At 63.9% G+C, this 16,836-nt stretch carries 14 protein-coding genes and 2 pseudogenes; 4 read left to right on the top strand and 12 right to left on the bottom strand.

Annotated elements, in window-relative coordinates:
• Positions 1 to 7: 7 nt before the first annotated feature.
• Both ACHMW6_RS05930 and ACHMW6_RS05925 read right to left on the bottom strand, forming a co-directional pair.
• A complete protein-coding gene (locus tag ACHMW6_RS05930) occupies positions 8 to 1,825 on the bottom strand; it encodes a DUF6250 domain-containing protein (RefSeq protein ID WP_395406211.1) in 1,818 nt (605 codons plus the stop codon).
• Positions 1,743 to 2,447 carry an SGNH/GDSL hydrolase family protein gene (locus ACHMW6_RS05925; RefSeq protein WP_395406210.1) on the bottom strand — a complete coding sequence of 235 codons (705 nt, stop codon included), beginning with the start codon at positions 2,445 to 2,447 and terminating at the stop codon, positions 1,743 to 1,745. The genes ACHMW6_RS05930 and ACHMW6_RS05925 overlap by 83 nt, the downstream gene beginning before the upstream one ends.
• A 627-nt stretch (positions 2,448 to 3,074) precedes the next feature.
• Between ACHMW6_RS05925 and ACHMW6_RS05920 the strand changes: the two genes are divergently transcribed.
• On the top strand, positions 3,075 to 3,917 hold the full coding sequence (locus ACHMW6_RS05920) for a hypothetical protein (protein ID WP_395406209.1): 843 nt from the start codon (positions 3,075 to 3,077) through the stop codon (positions 3,915 to 3,917).
• A gap of 5 nt (positions 3,918 to 3,922) precedes the next feature.
• On the opposite strand, the gene ACHMW6_RS05915 is transcribed toward ACHMW6_RS05920, so the two are convergent.
• Positions 3,923 to 4,543, bottom strand: a complete 621-nt coding sequence (locus ACHMW6_RS05915; protein WP_395406208.1) for a DUF1080 domain-containing protein — start codon at positions 4,541 to 4,543, stop codon at positions 3,923 to 3,925.
• Positions 4,544 to 4,554: 11 nt separating this feature from the next.
• On the opposite strand from ACHMW6_RS05915, the gene ACHMW6_RS05910 reads away from it, so the two are divergent.
• Positions 4,555 to 5,439, top strand: a complete 885-nt coding sequence (locus tag ACHMW6_RS05910) for an alpha/beta hydrolase (RefSeq protein WP_395406207.1) — start codon at positions 4,555 to 4,557, stop codon at positions 5,437 to 5,439.
• 10 nt (positions 5,440 to 5,449) lie between these two features.
• Here ACHMW6_RS05910 and ACHMW6_RS05905 read toward each other — a convergent pair.
• The 9 genes and pseudogenes from ACHMW6_RS05905 to ACHMW6_RS05865 form a co-directional block, all read right to left on the bottom strand.
• A pseudogene (locus ACHMW6_RS05905) lies at positions 5,450 to 5,698 on the bottom strand (L-rhamnose mutarotase); the annotation flags it as partial.
• A 62-nt stretch (positions 5,699 to 5,760) separates the two neighbouring features.
• Positions 5,761 to 6,126 carry a glycoside hydrolase family 88 protein gene (locus ACHMW6_RS05900; protein WP_395408544.1) on the bottom strand — a complete coding sequence of 122 codons (366 nt, stop codon included), beginning with the start codon at positions 6,124 to 6,126 and terminating at the stop codon, positions 5,761 to 5,763.
• Between the two features lie 118 nt (positions 6,127 to 6,244).
• Positions 6,245 to 6,859, bottom strand: a pseudogene (locus ACHMW6_RS05895) (glycoside hydrolase family 88 protein); the annotation flags it as partial.
• 122 nt (positions 6,860 to 6,981) lie between these two features.
• Positions 6,982 to 8,442 (bottom strand): glycoside hydrolase family 28 protein, encoded by a 1,461-nt coding sequence (locus tag ACHMW6_RS05890; RefSeq protein WP_395406206.1) that lies wholly within the window; start codon positions 8,440 to 8,442, stop codon positions 6,982 to 6,984.
• Entirely contained in the window at positions 8,439 to 9,740 is a 1,302-nt protein-coding gene (locus ACHMW6_RS05885) for a glycosylhydrolase-like jelly roll fold domain-containing protein (RefSeq protein WP_395406205.1), read from the bottom strand. Before ACHMW6_RS05885 ends, ACHMW6_RS05890 begins: the two co-directional genes overlap by 4 nt.
• Entirely contained in the window at positions 9,704 to 10,453 is a 750-nt protein-coding gene (locus ACHMW6_RS05880; protein WP_395408543.1) for a glycosyl hydrolase, read from the bottom strand. Before ACHMW6_RS05880 ends, ACHMW6_RS05885 begins: the two co-directional genes overlap by 37 nt.
• Entirely contained in the window at positions 10,374 to 11,240 is an 867-nt protein-coding gene (locus tag ACHMW6_RS05875) for a glycosyl hydrolase (RefSeq protein WP_395406204.1), read from the bottom strand. Before ACHMW6_RS05875 ends, ACHMW6_RS05880 begins: the two co-directional genes overlap by 80 nt.
• A 3-nt stretch (positions 11,241 to 11,243) precedes the next feature.
• Positions 11,244 to 12,536: an L-rhamnose catabolism isomerase gene (gene rhaI / locus ACHMW6_RS05870; protein ID WP_395408542.1), complete on the bottom strand. Its 1,293-nt coding sequence runs from the start codon at positions 12,534 to 12,536 to the stop codon at positions 11,244 to 11,246.
• A gap of 35 nt (positions 12,537 to 12,571) precedes the next feature.
• Positions 12,572 to 14,671 carry a bifunctional rhamnulose-1-phosphate aldolase/short-chain dehydrogenase gene (locus ACHMW6_RS05865; RefSeq protein ID WP_395406203.1) on the bottom strand — a complete coding sequence of 700 codons (2,100 nt, stop codon included), beginning with the start codon at positions 14,669 to 14,671 and terminating at the stop codon, positions 12,572 to 12,574.
• A 295-nt stretch (positions 14,672 to 14,966) separates the two neighbouring features.
• On the opposite strand from ACHMW6_RS05865, the gene ACHMW6_RS05860 reads away from it, so the two are divergent.
• Positions 14,967 to 15,962 carry a DeoR/GlpR family DNA-binding transcription regulator gene (locus ACHMW6_RS05860; RefSeq protein ID WP_395406202.1) on the top strand — a complete coding sequence of 332 codons (996 nt, stop codon included), beginning with the start codon at positions 14,967 to 14,969 and terminating at the stop codon, positions 15,960 to 15,962.
• Positions 15,871 to 16,836, top strand: a complete 966-nt coding sequence (gene rhaS / locus ACHMW6_RS05855) for a rhamnose ABC transporter substrate-binding protein (RefSeq protein WP_395406201.1) — start codon at positions 15,871 to 15,873, stop codon at positions 16,834 to 16,836. The genes ACHMW6_RS05860 and rhaS overlap by 92 nt, the downstream gene beginning before the upstream one ends.

Below are 16,836 nucleotides of genomic sequence, written 5' to 3'. Positions count from 1 at the left end.
TTTGTTCTTACTTCAGCTGATAAACCTTGAAATCGCGGATTTCCTGGTGCGAGTGGGTGGTGCGGAAGGCGAAGTGGCCTTCACGCAGGGGATCTGGGTCGCGGTAGGCGAAATACTCCTTGCCGTCCACGCTCATTCGCGTGCAGCCGTCGTACACGGCGATCTCGATGCTGTATTCCTTGTTCGGCTGCAGCAGTTCGCTGTTTTCCGCAATTAGCGTGCGCTCGCCTTTGTCGTATTTGCGGAAGCGCGTGGTGGTGTTGCTGTTGCCGCCGATGCCCGCGTAGTAGAGGGTAAGGTTGTCGTATTGCTTGAACGTGCCGTCCCTTGTGAACAGGTTTTTATTGTCCGGGTCTTTCGCCATCCAGAACTGGTTCAGGTCGGACAGGCGGTCGTTCGGGCCGCCGTTCATGATCATCTTGCGCTTGTAGGCGATCAGGACGTTGCCTTTCAGTGCTTGCTTGAACCAGAGAGTTGCGTCGCCCGGGAGGTTCATTTGAAGCTTGCCCTTGCTTGCTGCGATGCTCGCGCCGGGGGCCGGGCGGTATTCGGGCTGCCATTGCTTCAGGCCCGTGTCGAATTTGTCAGCGTACAGCAGCGCGCCTTTCGTGCCCCAGGTCTTGCAGGATTGGGCCAGCGCCGTCGCAGCAGCAGTCGGCGCGCCGGCCGGACGCGCGGCAGAGGATAGCGCGAGGCCAGCGCTGGCTGGCCGGGACGCGGTGGCGGATGCGGGAGCTCCGCTAGGGGCGACGTGTGCGGAGGCGGCGGGCGGAATGGCGGCGGCGTCGGGGGACAGCCAGGGGGTGACGGGGGCGCCGGGGAGAGCCTTGAGGGCGGCGATGACGCGCTGCGCGTTGAAGCGGGCGCCCGCGTCATTGGTGTGGGTCCGGGCGTCGGAGAAGTAGCCGTTCACGGTGGCGGCGCCGAGCTGGCGGTAGCCGTCGCTGACGACCACGGTCAGGTCGGCGAACAGCGCGCCGCCGCTGCGGGCGACTTCCTGGTCCCACTCGGCAAAGGTAGCGAAATCGCGCCCCTGTTCCCACGCATCGCGATGCGGCACCGGCGACAGCAGCACGACAACCGCGCCGCGCGCCTTCGCGTCGGCCACGTAGCGCGCCATATACCAGCCAAAGGTATGCACCTGCTCCTTCGTGCCATCGGGACGCGTATCCTCAACCGTCTCCGGACCAAGCCCGCGGCCCGAAGCGCGATTCTTCATGGCCGGGTCGCCGATGCGACCGCCGTCATTGTGGCCAAACTGGATCAGCACCACGTCGCCAGCCTTCAGTTGCGACAGGACGCGATCCCAGCGTCCCTCCGTAAAGAAGGTCCGGCTGCTGCGACCACCAATCGCATGATTAACCACATTCACGCGCGAGGTATCGAAATACTGGGCGATGCGCTCGCCCCAGCCGATTGCGCCATTCTGCCCGCCGCTTTTCACCGTCGAGTCGCCAACAAGGAAAACAGATGGCAACCGGGGATCGCGCGGCTGTTCGCCGGAAACGCGGGCAGCATCGACCACGGGGCGGTCATCTTCGGCAGCAGGCACCGCCGCAGCGCCAGGCGACATCGCGGCAAGCAGCGGCGCAACCCGCAGCGCCTTGATGCCGGCGACCACGGCGCGCGCATTGAACTCCGCGCCAGCCATATTCGTATGCACCCGTTCATCCGGCGTCACGAGCGGGAATAGCTTCATCACCGCATCGCGCCCTAGCGCGTCATACTGGCGCGCCACGTTTTCATTCAGATCGATAAAGCCCACATTCTGCTGGCGCGCCACTTCGGCCGCCCAGCCGGCATAGTCGCCGCGGGCGCGCACCACGTGTCCATCCGAGCCCCATGCCTTGCGCGGAATCGGCGACGCCACGATCGGCGTCGCACCGCGTGCGCGAATTTCTGCGATATACATGCGCAAATACCAGCCGTAGCTGTGTACCGTCTCGCGCTTTCCGGTCAGGAGATTGTCGATCTCCTGGCTCTCTTCGCCGGACCCGCGAATCGTGCCGCGCGCGCGGGACGGGTCGTTCGAGCGCCGAACTGTCGTTATGCCCGAACTGCATGATGACCACGTCGCCCGGCTTGATAAAGTGCAGCGTGCGCTCCCAGTGGCCGCTGGTCAGGTATGTGCGGCTACTCAGCCCGCCCACCGCGCGGTTCACCACATTGATCTTTGACGGATCGAAGTAGGCCGCGATAGGATTACCCCAGCCCCACTGCCCTTCCGCGCCTTTGCCCTGGCCATCGTCGTGGCCATTGCGCACGGTCGAATCGCCGATCAGGATCAGCGAGGGCAATGCAGCATTCGCCGGCTCCGGCAGCACGACCTGCGCCTTCGCCGGATCGGTGTTCACGGCCGCCGGACGGACAGCCTGCTGCTCCGCGCACGCAACGCAGAAGATGACTGGAATGGTGGCGCAAGCGAGCGCCTTCAGGTAGCTGTTCATGCGAACCAATTCTAAGCGAGCGGCTTTAGGCATAAGCGTTCCTCGTATAAAGAATCAAGAAAATGAGCAATGTGACTGAACAAAAGGGAACACAATCAAAATCTCTCAACTCACTGAGCCCGACACCGATGACCCGACTGACAAGCTGCGCCCTGCTGTGCGTGGCGCTCACCCTTTCCACCGCCGCCCACGCCCAGATCGGCAAGCGCTTCCCTTCCGAGCGCAAAGTCGTCAAGGACCCGGTCACCGGCACCATGCTGACCTTCCTCACCAGCCAGCCGCACGGTGATTCGAAGATCTACCCCACCCACCCGCAATGGACGTCCGACGGCCAATGGCTGGTGTTCCGTTCCAACCGCGTGCGCGGCGAAGCGATGGCTGTCAACGAGCAAACGGGCGACCTTGTCCAGGTCAGCGAAGGCGGCTACATGGGCATGCTCAATCTCGCGCGCAAATCGATGAAGCTCTACTTCATGCGCAAGGATAGCGCACCCGGCAAGCTGCAGATCGTGGAAGTGGACCTGGCCCGCGTATTCGCGGACAGCAAAGCCGGCACAATGAAGCCTGCCGACAGCTACCAGCGGGTGGCCGGCATCACCCCCCGCCGAACTGGAAGCCGGGGGCGACATGGCGCTGGATGCGGACGAAGAATGGGTCTACTTCCGCGTCGGCAAAACGGAAGCCGCGCGCCACCTGAAGCCGGGCACGAAAATCGAAGACAACTTCGGCCCGCGCAATATGGGCTCAGGCCCGAACGGCATCGCGCGCATGAATATCAGGACGGGCGAAATCAAGCACGTGGTGTCCGTGCCTTTCCAGATCGGCCATATCCAGGCCAACCTGTACCAGCCAGGCGAAATCGTCTTCTGCTGGGAGACCGGCGGCAAATCGCCGCAGCGCACCTGGACCGTGCTCGCCGACGGCACCGGCCTGCGCCCGCTCTACCCGGAAGCGCCCTACGAGTGGGTGACGCACGAGGCGGTGATCGGCAAGGATGAAGTGGCGATGGCCATCATGGGCCACCGTCCCGTGCCGGGCGGCGGTGGCGGCGTCGATGCGCCCGCAACCGGCGTGGGAGGCGCGAATCCGGGCCAGGACGCCGGCTGGGGCAATTCCGGCACGCGCGAGAAGCCGACCGGCCTCGCCATCGTCAATCTGCGTACTCGTGAAATGACGATAGCCGGCCAGACGCCCTCCGGCAGCGGCCTGTGGCACGTCCACGGCTCCTCCGACGGACGTTGGGCGGTGGGCGATGACTTCAGCCGCAGCCTGTACCTGATCGACCGCCGCACGCGCGAAATGATCATGCTGACCACCGGCCACAAGACCACGGCGGCCGACCATATTCACCCGACCTTCAATGCAGACGGCACCAAGATCGAGATCCAGTCCGCCATGCTGTCCGAGGACGGGCGCACAATGAACATTGCCATCGTGCCCGTCCCCGAGGAGTGGCTGAAGCGGAAGTGATGCGCTCAGTCCAGCGGCACAAGCTGCACGTTCCGCAGCTCGTAAGGCGTGCCTTCGAGCTGGAAGCCGATGCGCCCTTCGCGGGGCGCGGCATTGCTGATGCGGTTCTGCAGCACGCCGTTGACGGTCACCTCGATCGTGCCGTCGCGGCTGACAATGTCCGCGCTGTTCCACTCGCCCGCCGGGCGCTCGCTGCTGGCCGCGATATGCGCTTTCACCGGCGGCTTGTCGCCCGTGAGCGGTTCGCTGAAGCTGGCGCCGGCCATCGGCAGCAAGTCGCCCACGCTGCCGAATTTGGTCTGCACCTGCTGGCTCAGGGGCCACACGCGGTCCATCGGTCCGGGGCTGATGTGCAGCAGCACGCCGCCATTGCCCGTCTTGCCCGGCCAGCGCCATTCCACGTGCAGCTTGTAGTTGCGGTAGTTCGCCGTCGTGGCAAGGAAGCCGAGCGGCTGCCCCGCCGACGTAATCACGCCATCTGCCTGTACACTGAACACGCTCGCGATGGATGCTGCGGGTTCGGTGCGCAGCTCCCATCCGCTGAAGTCGCGGCCATTGAACATGTCCGCCGCACCGGCGCCGCCGGCGGCCAGCAGCATTGCAGCCGCAAGAAATTGTTTAACCATCTGGACTCCGAATGAAAAAAACACTGCTCCTGTTGATCCTGTCCGTCAGCGCCGCGCTGGCATCCGCTGCCGATATCCCATTGTGGCCCGAAGGCGTGCCCGGTGCACGCAATATCGGTCCTGAAGTGCGCAAGGACGGCTATGTTTCCAACGTCAGCGAACCTTCGATCACCGTGGTGCACGCCGCCGTGGACCGGCCAAACGGCACCGCGGTCATCATCGCACCGGGCGGCGGCTACGTGCGCATGGCCAATGCCCGCGAGGGCGAGCAGTACGCCAACTGGCTGAGCACCCTGGGCGTCACCAGCTTTGTCCTGCACTATCGCGCCCAGGAGTTCGGCCACCCTGCCCCGCTGCAGGACGTGCTGCGCGCCGTGCGCCTGGTGCGCTCGCGCGCCGCGGAATTCGGCATCGATCCTGCACGCATCGGCGTGATGGGCAGCTCGGCGGGCGGCCATCTGGCGGCCAGCGCCGGCACGCTGTTCGACAATCCCATCGGCCGCACCGGCGCGGCGCTCGACGCCACGTCCGCACGGCCGGACTTCCTGATCCTGATGTACCCCGTGATCACGCTGGACGGACCGGCGGCGCATATGGGCTCGCGCAAGTCGCTGCTGGGCGCCTCGCCTTCGCCGGCACTGATGCAGCTGATGTCTGTCGAAAAGCAGGTCACTGCGCAAACCCCGCCCACTCTGCTGATCCACACCCAGGCCGACCAGGCGGTGCCGGTCGAGACAGCATCCTGTTCTACCAGGCCCTCACCCGCAACAAGGTGCCAGCCGAGATGTACTTGTTCGAACAGGGCAGCCATGGCATGGGCATGCGCGACAACCTGGGCACCGCGTCTGCCTGGCCGAAGCGCGCCGAGGAATGGCTGCGCGCCCGCGGCCTGCTGAATACTCCCGTTCAGGCGAAATAGAACATCGGCTGCAGCGGCCATTCGCGGGGACGGTTTCCCGGCACCGTCTCCATCAGGTCCGCCATATAGTCCCACCACTTCTGCATCACAGGCTGCTGCGGCAGTTCCTCGATGCTGTTGTCCGGCCTGAGCTTGAGCACTGCAAACAGATGCAGGGTTTCTTCATCCAGGAAGATGGAGTAATCGTAGATGCCCGCTTCGCTCAGCGCCTTGGCCAAGTCCGGCCACAGTTCATCGTGGCGGCGCTTCTACTCCTCCACCATGCCGGGCTTGAGTTTCATGCGGAATGCACGCGTAGTCATTTGTTCACCGCCATTTTCTTGAGTTCGGACGCGGCCAGCAGGAAGCCGCCGACGCCGTAGTTGAAGCTGGATGCAGGCCGGTAGAACGCCGGTTCGGCGCCGGTCTGCTGGATGCCGCCGAGACGTCCGTCCGCATACACATGCTGCAGGATGCCTGCCCAGGCGCGTTCGATCACGGGCTTGTAGATTTTCGCGTCCAGATAGCCCTTGTTCACTCCATAGGCCATGCCGTACACGAACAGCGCGGAGCCGGAGATTTCCGGCAGCGGCCAGGCTTCGGGGTCGAGCAGCCCAGCGTGCCACAGGCCGTTCTTGCCTTGCAGCGCGGCGATGCGCGCGGACATGTCCTTCAGTTGCTGGATGTAGAAGGGACGGTTCGGATCGTCCTGCGGGATGTAGTCGAGTGTGCGCGCGGAGCCCGCCCATCACCCATCCTTCGCCGCGCGACCAGAAGATCTTCCTGCCGTTGGCTTCGCGCTTGGGGATGTAGCTCACGTCACGCGCGTACAGGTGCTCTTCCTTGTCGTACAGCAGTTCGTAAGTCTTGCGCCATTGCTCGTGCACGTAGTCGAGGTATTTCTTGTCGCCCGTCGCCTTGTACATCTTTACCCAGACCGGCGGCGCCATGAACAGCGCGTCGCACCACCACCAGGGCAGGCGCGCATCGCCGGGCCTGAGCGTATCCAGCGGCTGGAGGACGTCCAGGTGGGCGCGGGTGGCGGTGATGCGCCCCTGGCCGCCGTCCTCGGCGTAGAGTTCGAGGTAGGTCTGGGCGACGCTGATGTCGTCGGCGTTCGGGTATGGGCCTTTCAGGTCCCAGTTGAATTGCTTGGCCATGGTCAGCATGGCGTCGCGGTATTTCCTGTCGCCGGTCGCTTCGGAGGCGGCCATGAAGCCGGTGAACAGGACGGCCGATGTCCAGATTCGGTCAAGGTGCTTTTGCGTGCGATCCAGCTGCCAGTCGGCGACTTTTCTAAGCGCCTTGTCGATTGCTTCCGGGGTCAGCGCGGGCGAGAGATCTTGCGCCAGCGGACCGCCGTCTGCCGGCGCGTCGCCGAAGAAGCGGCTCGTGTCCTTGTCGATGATGGCCTGCATGGCCGGCGTTGGCATCGGGTAGCTGCCTGCTGCCTGCTGCGTTGGCGCCGGCGCGCTCGCACAGCCGGCTAGCAGGAGCGCCGCGGCCAGCGACGCGATGCGGGGTGCTTGGTTGCGGGTGGTCATGTCTTATCCTGCTCCTCAAAGCTCTTCTTCGATGGATCTTCCTGGGGGCGCGCGGGGCGCACGATGGTGCTGCCGGGCGGCAGGCCGCGAACAGCGCTGGCGTCTTCCATTTCCACGGGCGAGGACGGCGCCAGCTTGGCGCGGCTGAAAGTCCAGTCCTTCACGTCGTAGAGATGACCGCCCTTGCTGGCCTGGATGTCCAGGTTATCGAGAGTAAAACGCTGCAGCGGCGCTTCCTTGTAGCCGCTGACTTCAAAGGCCGTGGTGGCGCCGGTCGCCTTGATGTTCCAGATCTTCACGTCATGGAAGTGCGCAATGCCCTTCTCGCGCGGCACGGGCGTGGCGAGTACTTTCCAGTAGGGCGGATAGTCCTTGATCTCGTCCGGGATCTTCGCGTAGCTGTAGCTCGGATTCCAGTTCATCGTAATGCGCAGCACCACGGTGATATTGGTCATCTTGAAGTCATGGAGACGCAGGTTCTCGCCGAAGCCGCCGCGCGTGTGGGCGGACTTGAACAGGATGCCCACCGGGACATTGCCCTCGACCGTGATGTTGTAAGCCTCCACATTGCGGAAGCCGCCCGCGGTCTCGCTGCCGAAGGTGATGCCGGCGGCGGCGTCGCGGACGATGGAGTCGCGCACAATCACGTCTTCGGTGGGACGCCCCACGCGCTGGCCGTCGGAATCGCGGCCGGCCTTCATGCACAGGGCATCGTCGTTGACGGCGATATCGGCGCGCTGCACCAGCACCTTCCTGGAGGAATCGATGTCGATGCCGTCGGTCGACGGTCCGCGGCCGCCTTCGTTGTTGCGGATGACGACATTATCGACGGTCACTTCTTCGGAATAGCAGATGTGCAGCGTCCAGAAGCCGGAGCGACGCAGTAGCAGTCCACCGCCGACCTTCACCTTCTTGCTGTTGAAGACCTGGACCAGGCGCGGACGCTTGGCGTCGTAGTCGGACGCCCAGCGCAGGCCGCGCGGCTCGTATTCCTTGCGCAGGTTCCAGTAGCTGTCCCAAAAGATCTTGCCGTCGCCGTCGATCGTGCCGTCGCCTTCGATCGACGCGTTCTGTTGCTCGTAGACGTTGACCAGCGCTGCGGGCCAGCTCATTTCGATGCCGGCAATGCGCGTGGCCATCACGGGGTAGTCAGCCAGCTTCTGTGAGCCGAGCAGGGTGACGCCTTTGTCCACACGCAGCTTCACGCCGGATTTCACGAAGATGGAGCCGGTCAGGTAGGTGCCGGCCGGGAAGCTTACCGTGCCGCCGCCTTTTGCCGCGGCGTCGATGGCGCGCTGGATGGCTTGAGTGTTCAGGGTGGCGCCATCGCCTTTGGCGCCGAAGTCGGCGACGCTGACGTTCTTGGCGCCTGCGCTGCTGGCAGCCAGCAGCAGCATTGCGCTCGCGGCGGCGGTTGCGGCCGTGCGGATCCAGTTGATCATGACTTGCCCTTTCATTTGGCCTCCCCTGCCAGCAGGCGCACGGGGCCGAGCAGGCCGGACGGGTGCGGGATAATCAGTTGCGTGTCCTGCGGGACGAAGCGCTGGCCGTAGCGCGCCCACAGCAGCCTGTGGTCGGCGCGCTCCTGTCCGGCCAGCATATTCAGCGACAGGTTGGCGACCCTGACTTCGATCTTGTTGCTGCCTGGTTTCAGCCAGGACGTGATGTCCAGGCGGTATGGCGGCTTCCAGAGGGATCCGGCGCGCTGGCCGTTGACGAAGACCACGGCCGCTTCGCGGATCGGACTTTCGAGCATGGCGCGCATCCCCGCCGGTACCTTCGGCGTCGACTCCAGCGGCTTGCCTTCGCCGAAGTCGATTGCGATCGGCGCGCGCAGCTGGGTTTCGGTCAGGTTGACCGATTTCTCGTACCTTACTTCGGCGGACAGAAAGCGCGTGGACTCGTTTTCTGTCCACGATTGCAGCGTGGCCATCGGCTCCGACGCGCGGCCCGGGAAGGTGACCAGCCAGTCCCGGCTAAGGTCCGCGAGGACGGCTTCGCCGCTAGCCGAGGCCTGGCCTAGCGCGGACGCGGCGGCGCGGAGCGCGGATGGAAGCGCAGCGGGGGCGTCGGTGAGGACAAGGATGCGCGACTCGTAGGGGGCCAGCGTCAGCGGGAGCGCGGAGCGCGGCGAAGCGGGCACGGTAGACGACGCGGGGCTGGCGGCGCCGGTGGCGGGGTCAATCCACGTCGCGTGGCGATGGGCGGCGCGCAGCGTGGCGCTGGTGCGGACCGGCCGGTTGCTGGTGTTGGCGATGAAGTAGAGGTCGCCATCGGCAAGCTTGCGGTGGATGAAGCCGACGTCGGAGGCCGAGGATGCGACCTTGAAGTCCGGCGCAACGGCGCGGGCGAGTGCGGCGCCAACCCCAGCATCGTCCGCGACATACTGCACGCCGCTGCGCGCGAACAGCGCACGCGAGGCAGCGGCAACTTGCGCGGTCAGGCGCGACGCGTCAACGAAGCCGGGCGCCAGCGAAGGCTTGCTGGCGACAGCGATGATCTTGCCGCCGCCGCGCACATAGGCATCCAGCTTCGCCAGCACCGCAGGCGACAGGCGCGAGACCCGCGGCATCACGAGCACCTTATGCGTAATGCCCAGCGCCAGCACGGATTCAGCGTCTACAAAATCGATATTGTGCCCGGCGTCCAAAACCTGCTCCATCAGCGCCGGCGTTACGAACTTCCCCATCTCGGCAGACACCGACATATGACCCGGATTCATCGAAGCATAGGCATCGTCCACCGGCAGGAACACGGCCACCTCGTTGGCCGGCGCCCCTGGCGCAGAAGATAGCTCGTGCGCTGCAGATAGGCATTCACATCCGGCATCACATTCCACCACGGCTGGTGGTCATTGAACACGGCGGCTGCATAGAAGGCGTACCCAGGCTCCTGCACCACGGACGGCGTATGCGGCCAGCCGTGGCCGATAAACTGGTTCACGCCCTGCAGCAGCATGCGGTCCGCCTCGGCCTTCATGTCCAGCGGCGTGGCGCTGAAGGCGGGGGAATTGAGCCAAGTCCAGGTTTCAGCGGAAATCACGTTGCGGCCGTACAGATGGCCGGCCGACGTCGCCCAGCGCGTGAAGGAGAAAGTGCGGAACTGCGGCCCCTCCCCTTCCGGCAGCGCGACCAGCCGGTTGCTGGACATGGTGACCACCGGCTCACCATAAGTCTGCGAGCGGAATTGCGTGCGGTGCTTGCGCGCCCAGTCGTCGAGCGGCGTCAGATAGCGTTCGTTGACCAGCTCCGTTTGCGTCAGCGCCCAGTCGTGACGCAGCGCGGCGGCATCAGGCCCCTGGCCGGTGAAGATCACGGCAAGGTGCGGCTTCAGGTCGTAGCCGCGGCGGCGCTGGAATTCGGCGAGGAAGTCTTCGGTCCAGTCGGTGTTATAGACTTCCAGGCTGTCCGAGAAAACGGCATAAGGCGGCTTGTCGCCAAAGGCTTTCAGCAAAGGCTCGCCGACCACGCGCAAGTGATTGTCGATGGCGCGGCGATTCAGGTGATCGAGCACAAAGCCTTCCGCGCCCCAGGGAGGGCCGCTTGACTTGCTGGCCCGTGTGGCTGGCGACGTAGAACACGGCCACGCGCGGCGCGGCAGCGGGCGCCAGGGCCGTGCGGCCGGCGGACGATGCGCCGATGGGCAGCGGCGCCAGGCGCGTCGCATCGAACTCCCTGGCATTTCCGGCGCCGATGAAGGCGGCCAGCAACTGTTCGCTGCTGGCGACAGGCGGCAGCGCGACGGACGCCGCGCCGGCGGGCACTTCGACCACGCGCTGCAGCAGGCGGCCGGCGGAGTCGGCAACCGACACGTGCGGACCGCCGAAGGGCCAGCCGCTGCCCAGCGTCATGTCCACGCGCAGGCCGAGATCATGCGCCTTGTTGTTGGCAAAGCTGATCGAATCGAGGAATTCGGGAGAGAGATAGGGAACGTTGCGGATGCCGCGCGTGGCATCGTCCAGTTCCATCGGATAGACGGGCTGAATTTCGACGCCGCCGAAGCCGCCCGCCTTCATCGCGCGCAGGTCGCGCTCCAGCTCGGGGTTCTTGACGGCGGGACCGAACCACCACCAGCGCACCATCGCGCGCGCATCGTCCGGCGGCGTGGCAACACGCGCCAGGACGTCAGCGATGCGGTCGGAATGCGCAGGCGCGGAGGCCTGCGCACCGGCGCCGGATGCAATGGCGGAGGACGCGGCAACAGCCGCGCTGCCCAGCGTTACGGCCGCCAGGCATGCCAGGGAGAGCCGGCGCACGGCTCAGACAATGCCGCTGCTACTTGCTCCTGCCTTGGCCGGACGGCGCACGGCAGCCTGCTCGCGATAGCCGGACGCGCGGTAGAACGCCACCGGATCGATCGCGCCGCCCGAGCGTGCACGCGCCATCGCCAGGATGGGGCTCACGTCCGTGCGATAAGCCTGCTTCAGCGCCTGCGCCGACTGCAGCGCATCGTTCGCTTCCTGGTAGCCGCGCAGTGCTTCGCGATCGACCAGGGCAGCCTGCACGAAGGCACGCTGCACTTCGGCTGCGCTGTTCATCAGGCTTTCGATCGGATCGGTCACATTGTGCGACTGGTCCAGCATATAGGATGGACGTAGCGCCGCATCGCGCTGGGTTGCATCGGCCAGTTCGTTAAAGATCAGGAACAGCTGGAAGGGATTGATGCTGCCCGAATCCAGGTCGTCGTCGCCATACTTGCTGTCGTTGAAGTGGAAGCCACCCAGCTTGCCGAACTGCGCCAGGCGCGCCACGATCATTTCGATATTGGTGTTCGGCGCGTGATGGCCAAGGTCCACCAGGCATTTCGCCTTCTCGCCCAGCTGCTGGGCGCAGGCGAAGCTGGTGCCCCAGTCCGCGATGGTGGTCGCGTAGAAGGCCGGCTCGAACAGCTTGTGCTCGATGTACACCAGCCAGTCTTCCGGCAGCGCGCCGTAGATGTCGCGCATGGAGTCCAGGTAGCGCTCCAGCGAACCGCGCAGGTTGTGCTGGCCCGGGAAGTTGGCGCCGTCGCCGATCCACACGGTCAGCGCCTTCGAACCGAGCGCCTTGCCCAGTTCGATGCACTCGATGTTATGCGCCACGGCCTGGGCGCGCACTTCCGCGCTTTGGGCGGTCAGGCTGCCATACTTGTAGGTATGCGCCTGGCCTGCCTGGTCCTGGAAGGTATTGGAGTTGACTGCATCAAAACCCAGGCCGTAGGACGCGGCCTGCTCCCGCAGGGCCTTCGGATCATCCGTCTTATCCCACGGGAAGTGCAGGGAAACAAGAGGAGTCGCGCGAGACAGCTGGTGGATGACACCGCAATCCTCCATCTTCTCGAACACATTGCGCGGCTCGCCCTTGCCGGGGAAGCGCGCAAAGCGCGTGCCGCCGGTGCCCACGCCCCAGCTGGGAACGGCCAGCGCGAAGCCCTGCGCTGCCGCGGTCAGTTTTTCAATGTCCACACCGCGGCGCGACAGCATGCCGCCCAATGCGGCGTAGTCGGCATCCAGGTTGGCCTGCAGGGTGGCGTTATGTGCGGCCACCTGGCCCTGGTCGATTACTGCACTCATCATGTCTCCTTTGCTCTGCCGCTTGTGCGGTCTGACTATCGCGTGAAGGCTGCGGCGTTGCCGGCATCCACGTTGATCACATTACCCGTGCTCTTGCCTGCCTTGTCGCTGGCCAGGAAGTACACCGCTTCCGCGATATCCTCCGGCAGGACGCTGCGCTTCAGCATGCTGCGGTCGCGGTAGAAGGCTTCCACGTCGTCCGCCTCGATCTTGTTCGATTGTGCACGCTCCTGCTTCCACTTGCCATCCCAGATGCGGGAACCGCGGATCACGGCGTCCGGATTGACGACGTTGACGCGGATGCCATGTGGCGCACCTTCCAGCGCTACGCAGCGCGCCAGATGGATCTCGGCCGCCTTGGCGGTGCAATAGGCCGATGCGCCGGCCGATGCCACCAGGCCGTTCTTCGACGCCACGAACACCATGGAGCCGCCCAGTTTCTGCTGCTTCATGATGCGGAACGCGCCGCGGCTGACCAGGAAGTAGCCCTTGACCAGGATATCCTGGTTGCGCTGCCAGATATCCAGCGTGGTGTCTTCCAGCGGTGCGGAGGATGCGATGCCCGCGTTCGAGATCAGCAGGTCCACGCCGCCGAAGCGCAGCGCGGCTTCGCGCAGTACGTCTTCCACGGCCTGCTCGCTGGTCACGTCGGCGATGATGCTGGCCACGTTATCCTTGCCTGTCACCTTGTTCAGGACCTGATGGGCGTCGGTCAGCGCTTCCTGGTCGATATCGGTCAGCAGCACGCATGCGCCTTCCTGTAGCAGCTGGCGCGCCACGGCCTGGCCGATGCCGCCTGCGCCGCCGGTCACCAGGGCGATGCGGCCGGCCAGCGATTTCGGCTTGGGCATGCGTTGCAGCTTTGCTTCTTCCAGCAGCCAGTATTCGATGTCGAATGCTTCCTGCTCCGGCAGGCCAACGTAGGAGTCCACGCCGTTCGCGCCGCGCATCACGTTGATGGCGTTCACATAGAACTCGCCGGCGATGCGGGCGGTGGCCTTGTCCTTGGCGAAGGACAGCATGCCCACGCCAGGAATCAGGTAAATGATCGGGTTCGCATCGCGCACGGCCGGGCTGTTGGAACGCTTGCAGCGCTCGTAGTAGGCCACGTAATCGGCGCGATAGGCTTCCAGCCCGGCATCCAGGCTGGCGACCAGCGCATCGAAATCAGGCTTGGCCGGATCGAATTCGATCACATAGGGACGGATCTTGGTGCGCAGGAAGTGGTCCGGGCAGGAAGTGCCCAGGGCGGCCAGCGGCTTCAGGTCGCGGCTGCAGACGAATTCCAGCACCGCGTCGCTGTCGTCGAAGTGGCCCAGCTTGAATTCGGTCTTGCTGATCTTGCCGCGCAGGATAGGCATCAGGCGGGCGGCCAGGTCGGCGCGCTCCTTGACAGCCATCGGCGCGATCGCGGCGCCGCCGAACACCGGCTGCTTCACATTCGCAGCCAGCCATTCCTCGGCGCGCTTGATGATGTTCAGCGTGGTTTCGTAGCAGGACTTGGCGGTATCGCCCCAGGTGAACAGGCCGTGGCCCTCCAGGATGATGCCTTTCAGTTCAGGTTGCGATTTCGACAAGGCTTCCAGCTTCAGTCCCAGGTCATAGCCGGGACGCTGCCACGGCAGCCAGCCCAGTTCTCCTTCGAAGATCTTCGCGGTCAACGCCTTGCTGCTGGCGCAGGCGGCGATGGCGATCACGGAGTCCGGGTGCATGTGGTCCACATGCTTGCGGTCGATGTAGGCGTGCAGCGGAGTATCGATCGAGGCGGCGCGCGGATTCAGGTTGAAGGTGCAGTGCGGGAGGTAGGCGACCATCTCGTCTTCGTGCTCCAGGCCGCGGTAGCGCTGCTTCAGGGCCTGCAGCTTCTCCATGTAAAGCGTGGAGAAACCGTCGATCTTGATGCTTCCCAGGTCGCCGCCGGAACCTTTCACCCACAGTACCTCAACCTGCTCACCGCTCAGTGGATCTTCCATCATCACCTTGGCGGAGGTATTGCCGCCGCCGAAATTGGTGATGCGCAGGTCCGATCCGAGCAGGTTGGAACGGTACAACAGCAGCTCTGGTTCGCTCATCGAAGCGGCCTTCGCATCGTCCCACAGCGATTCAATCGCTGCCTTCTGCTTTGAATCTTGCATTACTTATCTCCGTGTTGAATTGCGTCCGTTTTTTGCCATCACGGCAACCGGAAGCCAGTAGAAATCAGGCGGCCGGGTGGTGTCAACGCGGAAGCAATCAACATGATGACTAGAAACTGAATAATCATAATGATGATCGAAATCCGTATTTGATCACCATCTGCTCGCCAAATAATCACCGGATTGATCAACTTCTGATTGACGCTGGACGGTGAAATGATTAGCCTTGTTTTAATAAAGTGACCACCCGGACGCACCACACGACCTGAGGATGGCACACAACAAGGAGACGAAAATGGTGAATCACAAGCGCCGTAAACGTTTGCTCAAGCTGCTCGCGGAACATACGACTGCCAGTGTTCCTCAGCTGGTCGAGTGGCTCAGCGCATCCCCCGCCACGGTACGGCGGGACATCAGCTGGCTCGCAGCACGTAACCTGCTTACGCGCACACGGGGCGGAGCAGCCAATTTGCCGCAGAAGAAGCGCGGCTTCCAGCTTTCGAGCGAAACTTTCCAGAACAACATCCAGTGCCACGCGGAGCGCAAGCGCGCCATTGCGCGCTACGCGGCCGGCATGTGCAGCGAGGGTGAAACGATCATCATCAATGGCGGCACGACCACCTTCATGATGGCCGAGTTCCTGACGGACAAGCACCTGAAGATCCTCACGAATTCCTTCCTGATGGCGGAACGCCTGCTGGTATCGAGCGATAACGAGATCATTCTGCCCGGCGGCAAGGTCTATCGTGAGCAGAACGTGATCCTCAGCCCCTTCGACAACGACATCACCCAGCACCATTACGCCGCCAAGATGTTCATGAGCGTGTATGGCCTGTCCCTGCTCGGGTTGATGGAAGCCGACCCTCTGCTGATCCAGGCCGAGCAGCGTTTGATCAGCCAGGCCGAGGAATTGATCGTTCTGGCCGACAGTTCGAAATTCGCCAAGAAGGCGGGCCTGATCCTGTGCGGCCTGAATCGCGTTTCGACCGTGATCACCGATACCAATGCCTCCGACTCCGCGGTGCAGTTGCTTGAGCAATCAGGCGTGCATGTGGTGACCGTAGCGCCGGAAGCGCTGCCGCAGCCTGTGAGCTCCCCGCTTTCGCACCGAATTTCGACTTCCAGTCCGCAGCGCTTTATCACACGGAGACATCGCATTGAAGCTCAGAAGATTAGTTATCGCGGCAGTGGCCGCGGGCATGCTCACGACCGTCGTTGGCTGCGGCGAGAAAAAGCCGGAGAAAGTGCGCATCGCCATGGTGGTGAAAAACCTGGGCAACGGCTTCTTTGATGCGGCCCATGCCGGCGCCGACGAAGCGGCGAAGCAGCTGAAGGACGTGGAAATCATCTACACCGGCCCCACCACGCCCAGCGCAGAAGGCCAGATCGAAATCGTCAACTCGCTGATCAGCCAGAAAGTGAACGCGATCGTCATTTCGGCGAATGATCCGAACGCCCTCGTTCCGATCACGAAGAAAGCAATGCAGCGCGGGATCAAGGTCATCTCCTTCGACAGCGCGATTGCCGAAGAAGGCCGCAATATGCACCTGAATCCCTCCAACGCTGAACTGATCGGCCTGAAGCAGATCCAGATGGCTTCGGACGCCATCGGCGGCGCCGGCGAGATCGCGATCCTGTCCGCGTCCGCCCAGGCGACCAACCAGAACATCTGGATCAAGGTGATGAAGGATGAACTGGCGAAGCCGGAATTCTCGAAGCTGAAACTGGTGGCCACCGTCTATGGCGACGACCAGTCGGACAAGAGCTACCGCGAAGCGATCGGCCTGCTGCGCAGCAATCCGAACCTGAAGGCCATCATTGCCCCGACCACGGTGGGCATCAACGCCGCCAGCAAGGCGGTGGTGGACGAGAACCTGGTGGGCAAGGTCTTCGTGACGGGCCTGGGCCTGCCGTCCGAAATGGCCGGCCATGTGAAGAGCGGCGCGGTGCGCGAATTCGCGATCTGGAATCCGATCGACCTTGGCTATGCAGCGACCTATGCTGCCTATGGCTTCGTGAAGGGCGATCCGAATGCGAAGGCAGGCGGCAGCATCAATGCCGGCCGCATGGGTTCCATCGTGCTGGATTCGCACGGCGATGCCGCAATGGCGCCGCCGTTCACTTACAACAAGGAGAACGTTGACAAGTTCTCCAAGATCTTCTGA

It is taken from the genome of Pseudoduganella sp. UC29_106 (genome assembly GCF_044055365.1).
Lineage (GTDB): Bacteria > Pseudomonadota > Gammaproteobacteria > Burkholderiales > Burkholderiaceae_D > Rugamonas.
Note: the sequence above shows the minus strand (reverse complement) of the source record. Positions and strands in the feature narration are given on the sequence as shown.

Coding starts and splice junctions, on each gene's coding strand:
- ACHMW6_RS05925 (WP_395406210.1), bottom strand. CDS start 2,447: ATGAACAGCTACCTGAAGGCGCTCGCTTGCGCCACCATTCCAGTCATC.
- ACHMW6_RS05920 (WP_395406209.1), top strand. CDS start 3,075: ATGGCGCTGGATGCGGACGAAGAATGGGTCTACTTCCGCGTCGGCAAA.
- ACHMW6_RS05915 (WP_395406208.1), bottom strand. CDS start 4,543: ATGGTTAAACAATTTCTTGCGGCTGCAATGCTGCTGGCCGCCGGCGGC.
- ACHMW6_RS05910 (WP_395406207.1), top strand. CDS start 4,555: ATGAAAAAAACACTGCTCCTGTTGATCCTGTCCGTCAGCGCCGCGCTG.
- ACHMW6_RS05890 (WP_395406206.1), bottom strand. CDS start 8,442: ATGAAAGGGCAAGTCATGATCAACTGGATCCGCACGGCCGCAACCGCC.
- rhaI (WP_395408542.1), bottom strand. CDS start 12,536: ATGAGTGCAGTAATCGACCAGGGCCAGGTGGCCGCACATAACGCCACC.
- ACHMW6_RS05865 (WP_395406203.1), bottom strand. CDS start 14,671: ATGCAAGATTCAAAGCAGAAGGCAGCGATTGAATCGCTGTGGGACGAT.
- ACHMW6_RS05860 (WP_395406202.1), top strand. CDS start 14,967: ATGGTGAATCACAAGCGCCGTAAACGTTTGCTCAAGCTGCTCGCGGAA.
- rhaS (WP_395406201.1), top strand. CDS start 15,871: ATGCTCACGACCGTCGTTGGCTGCGGCGAGAAAAAGCCGGAGAAAGTG.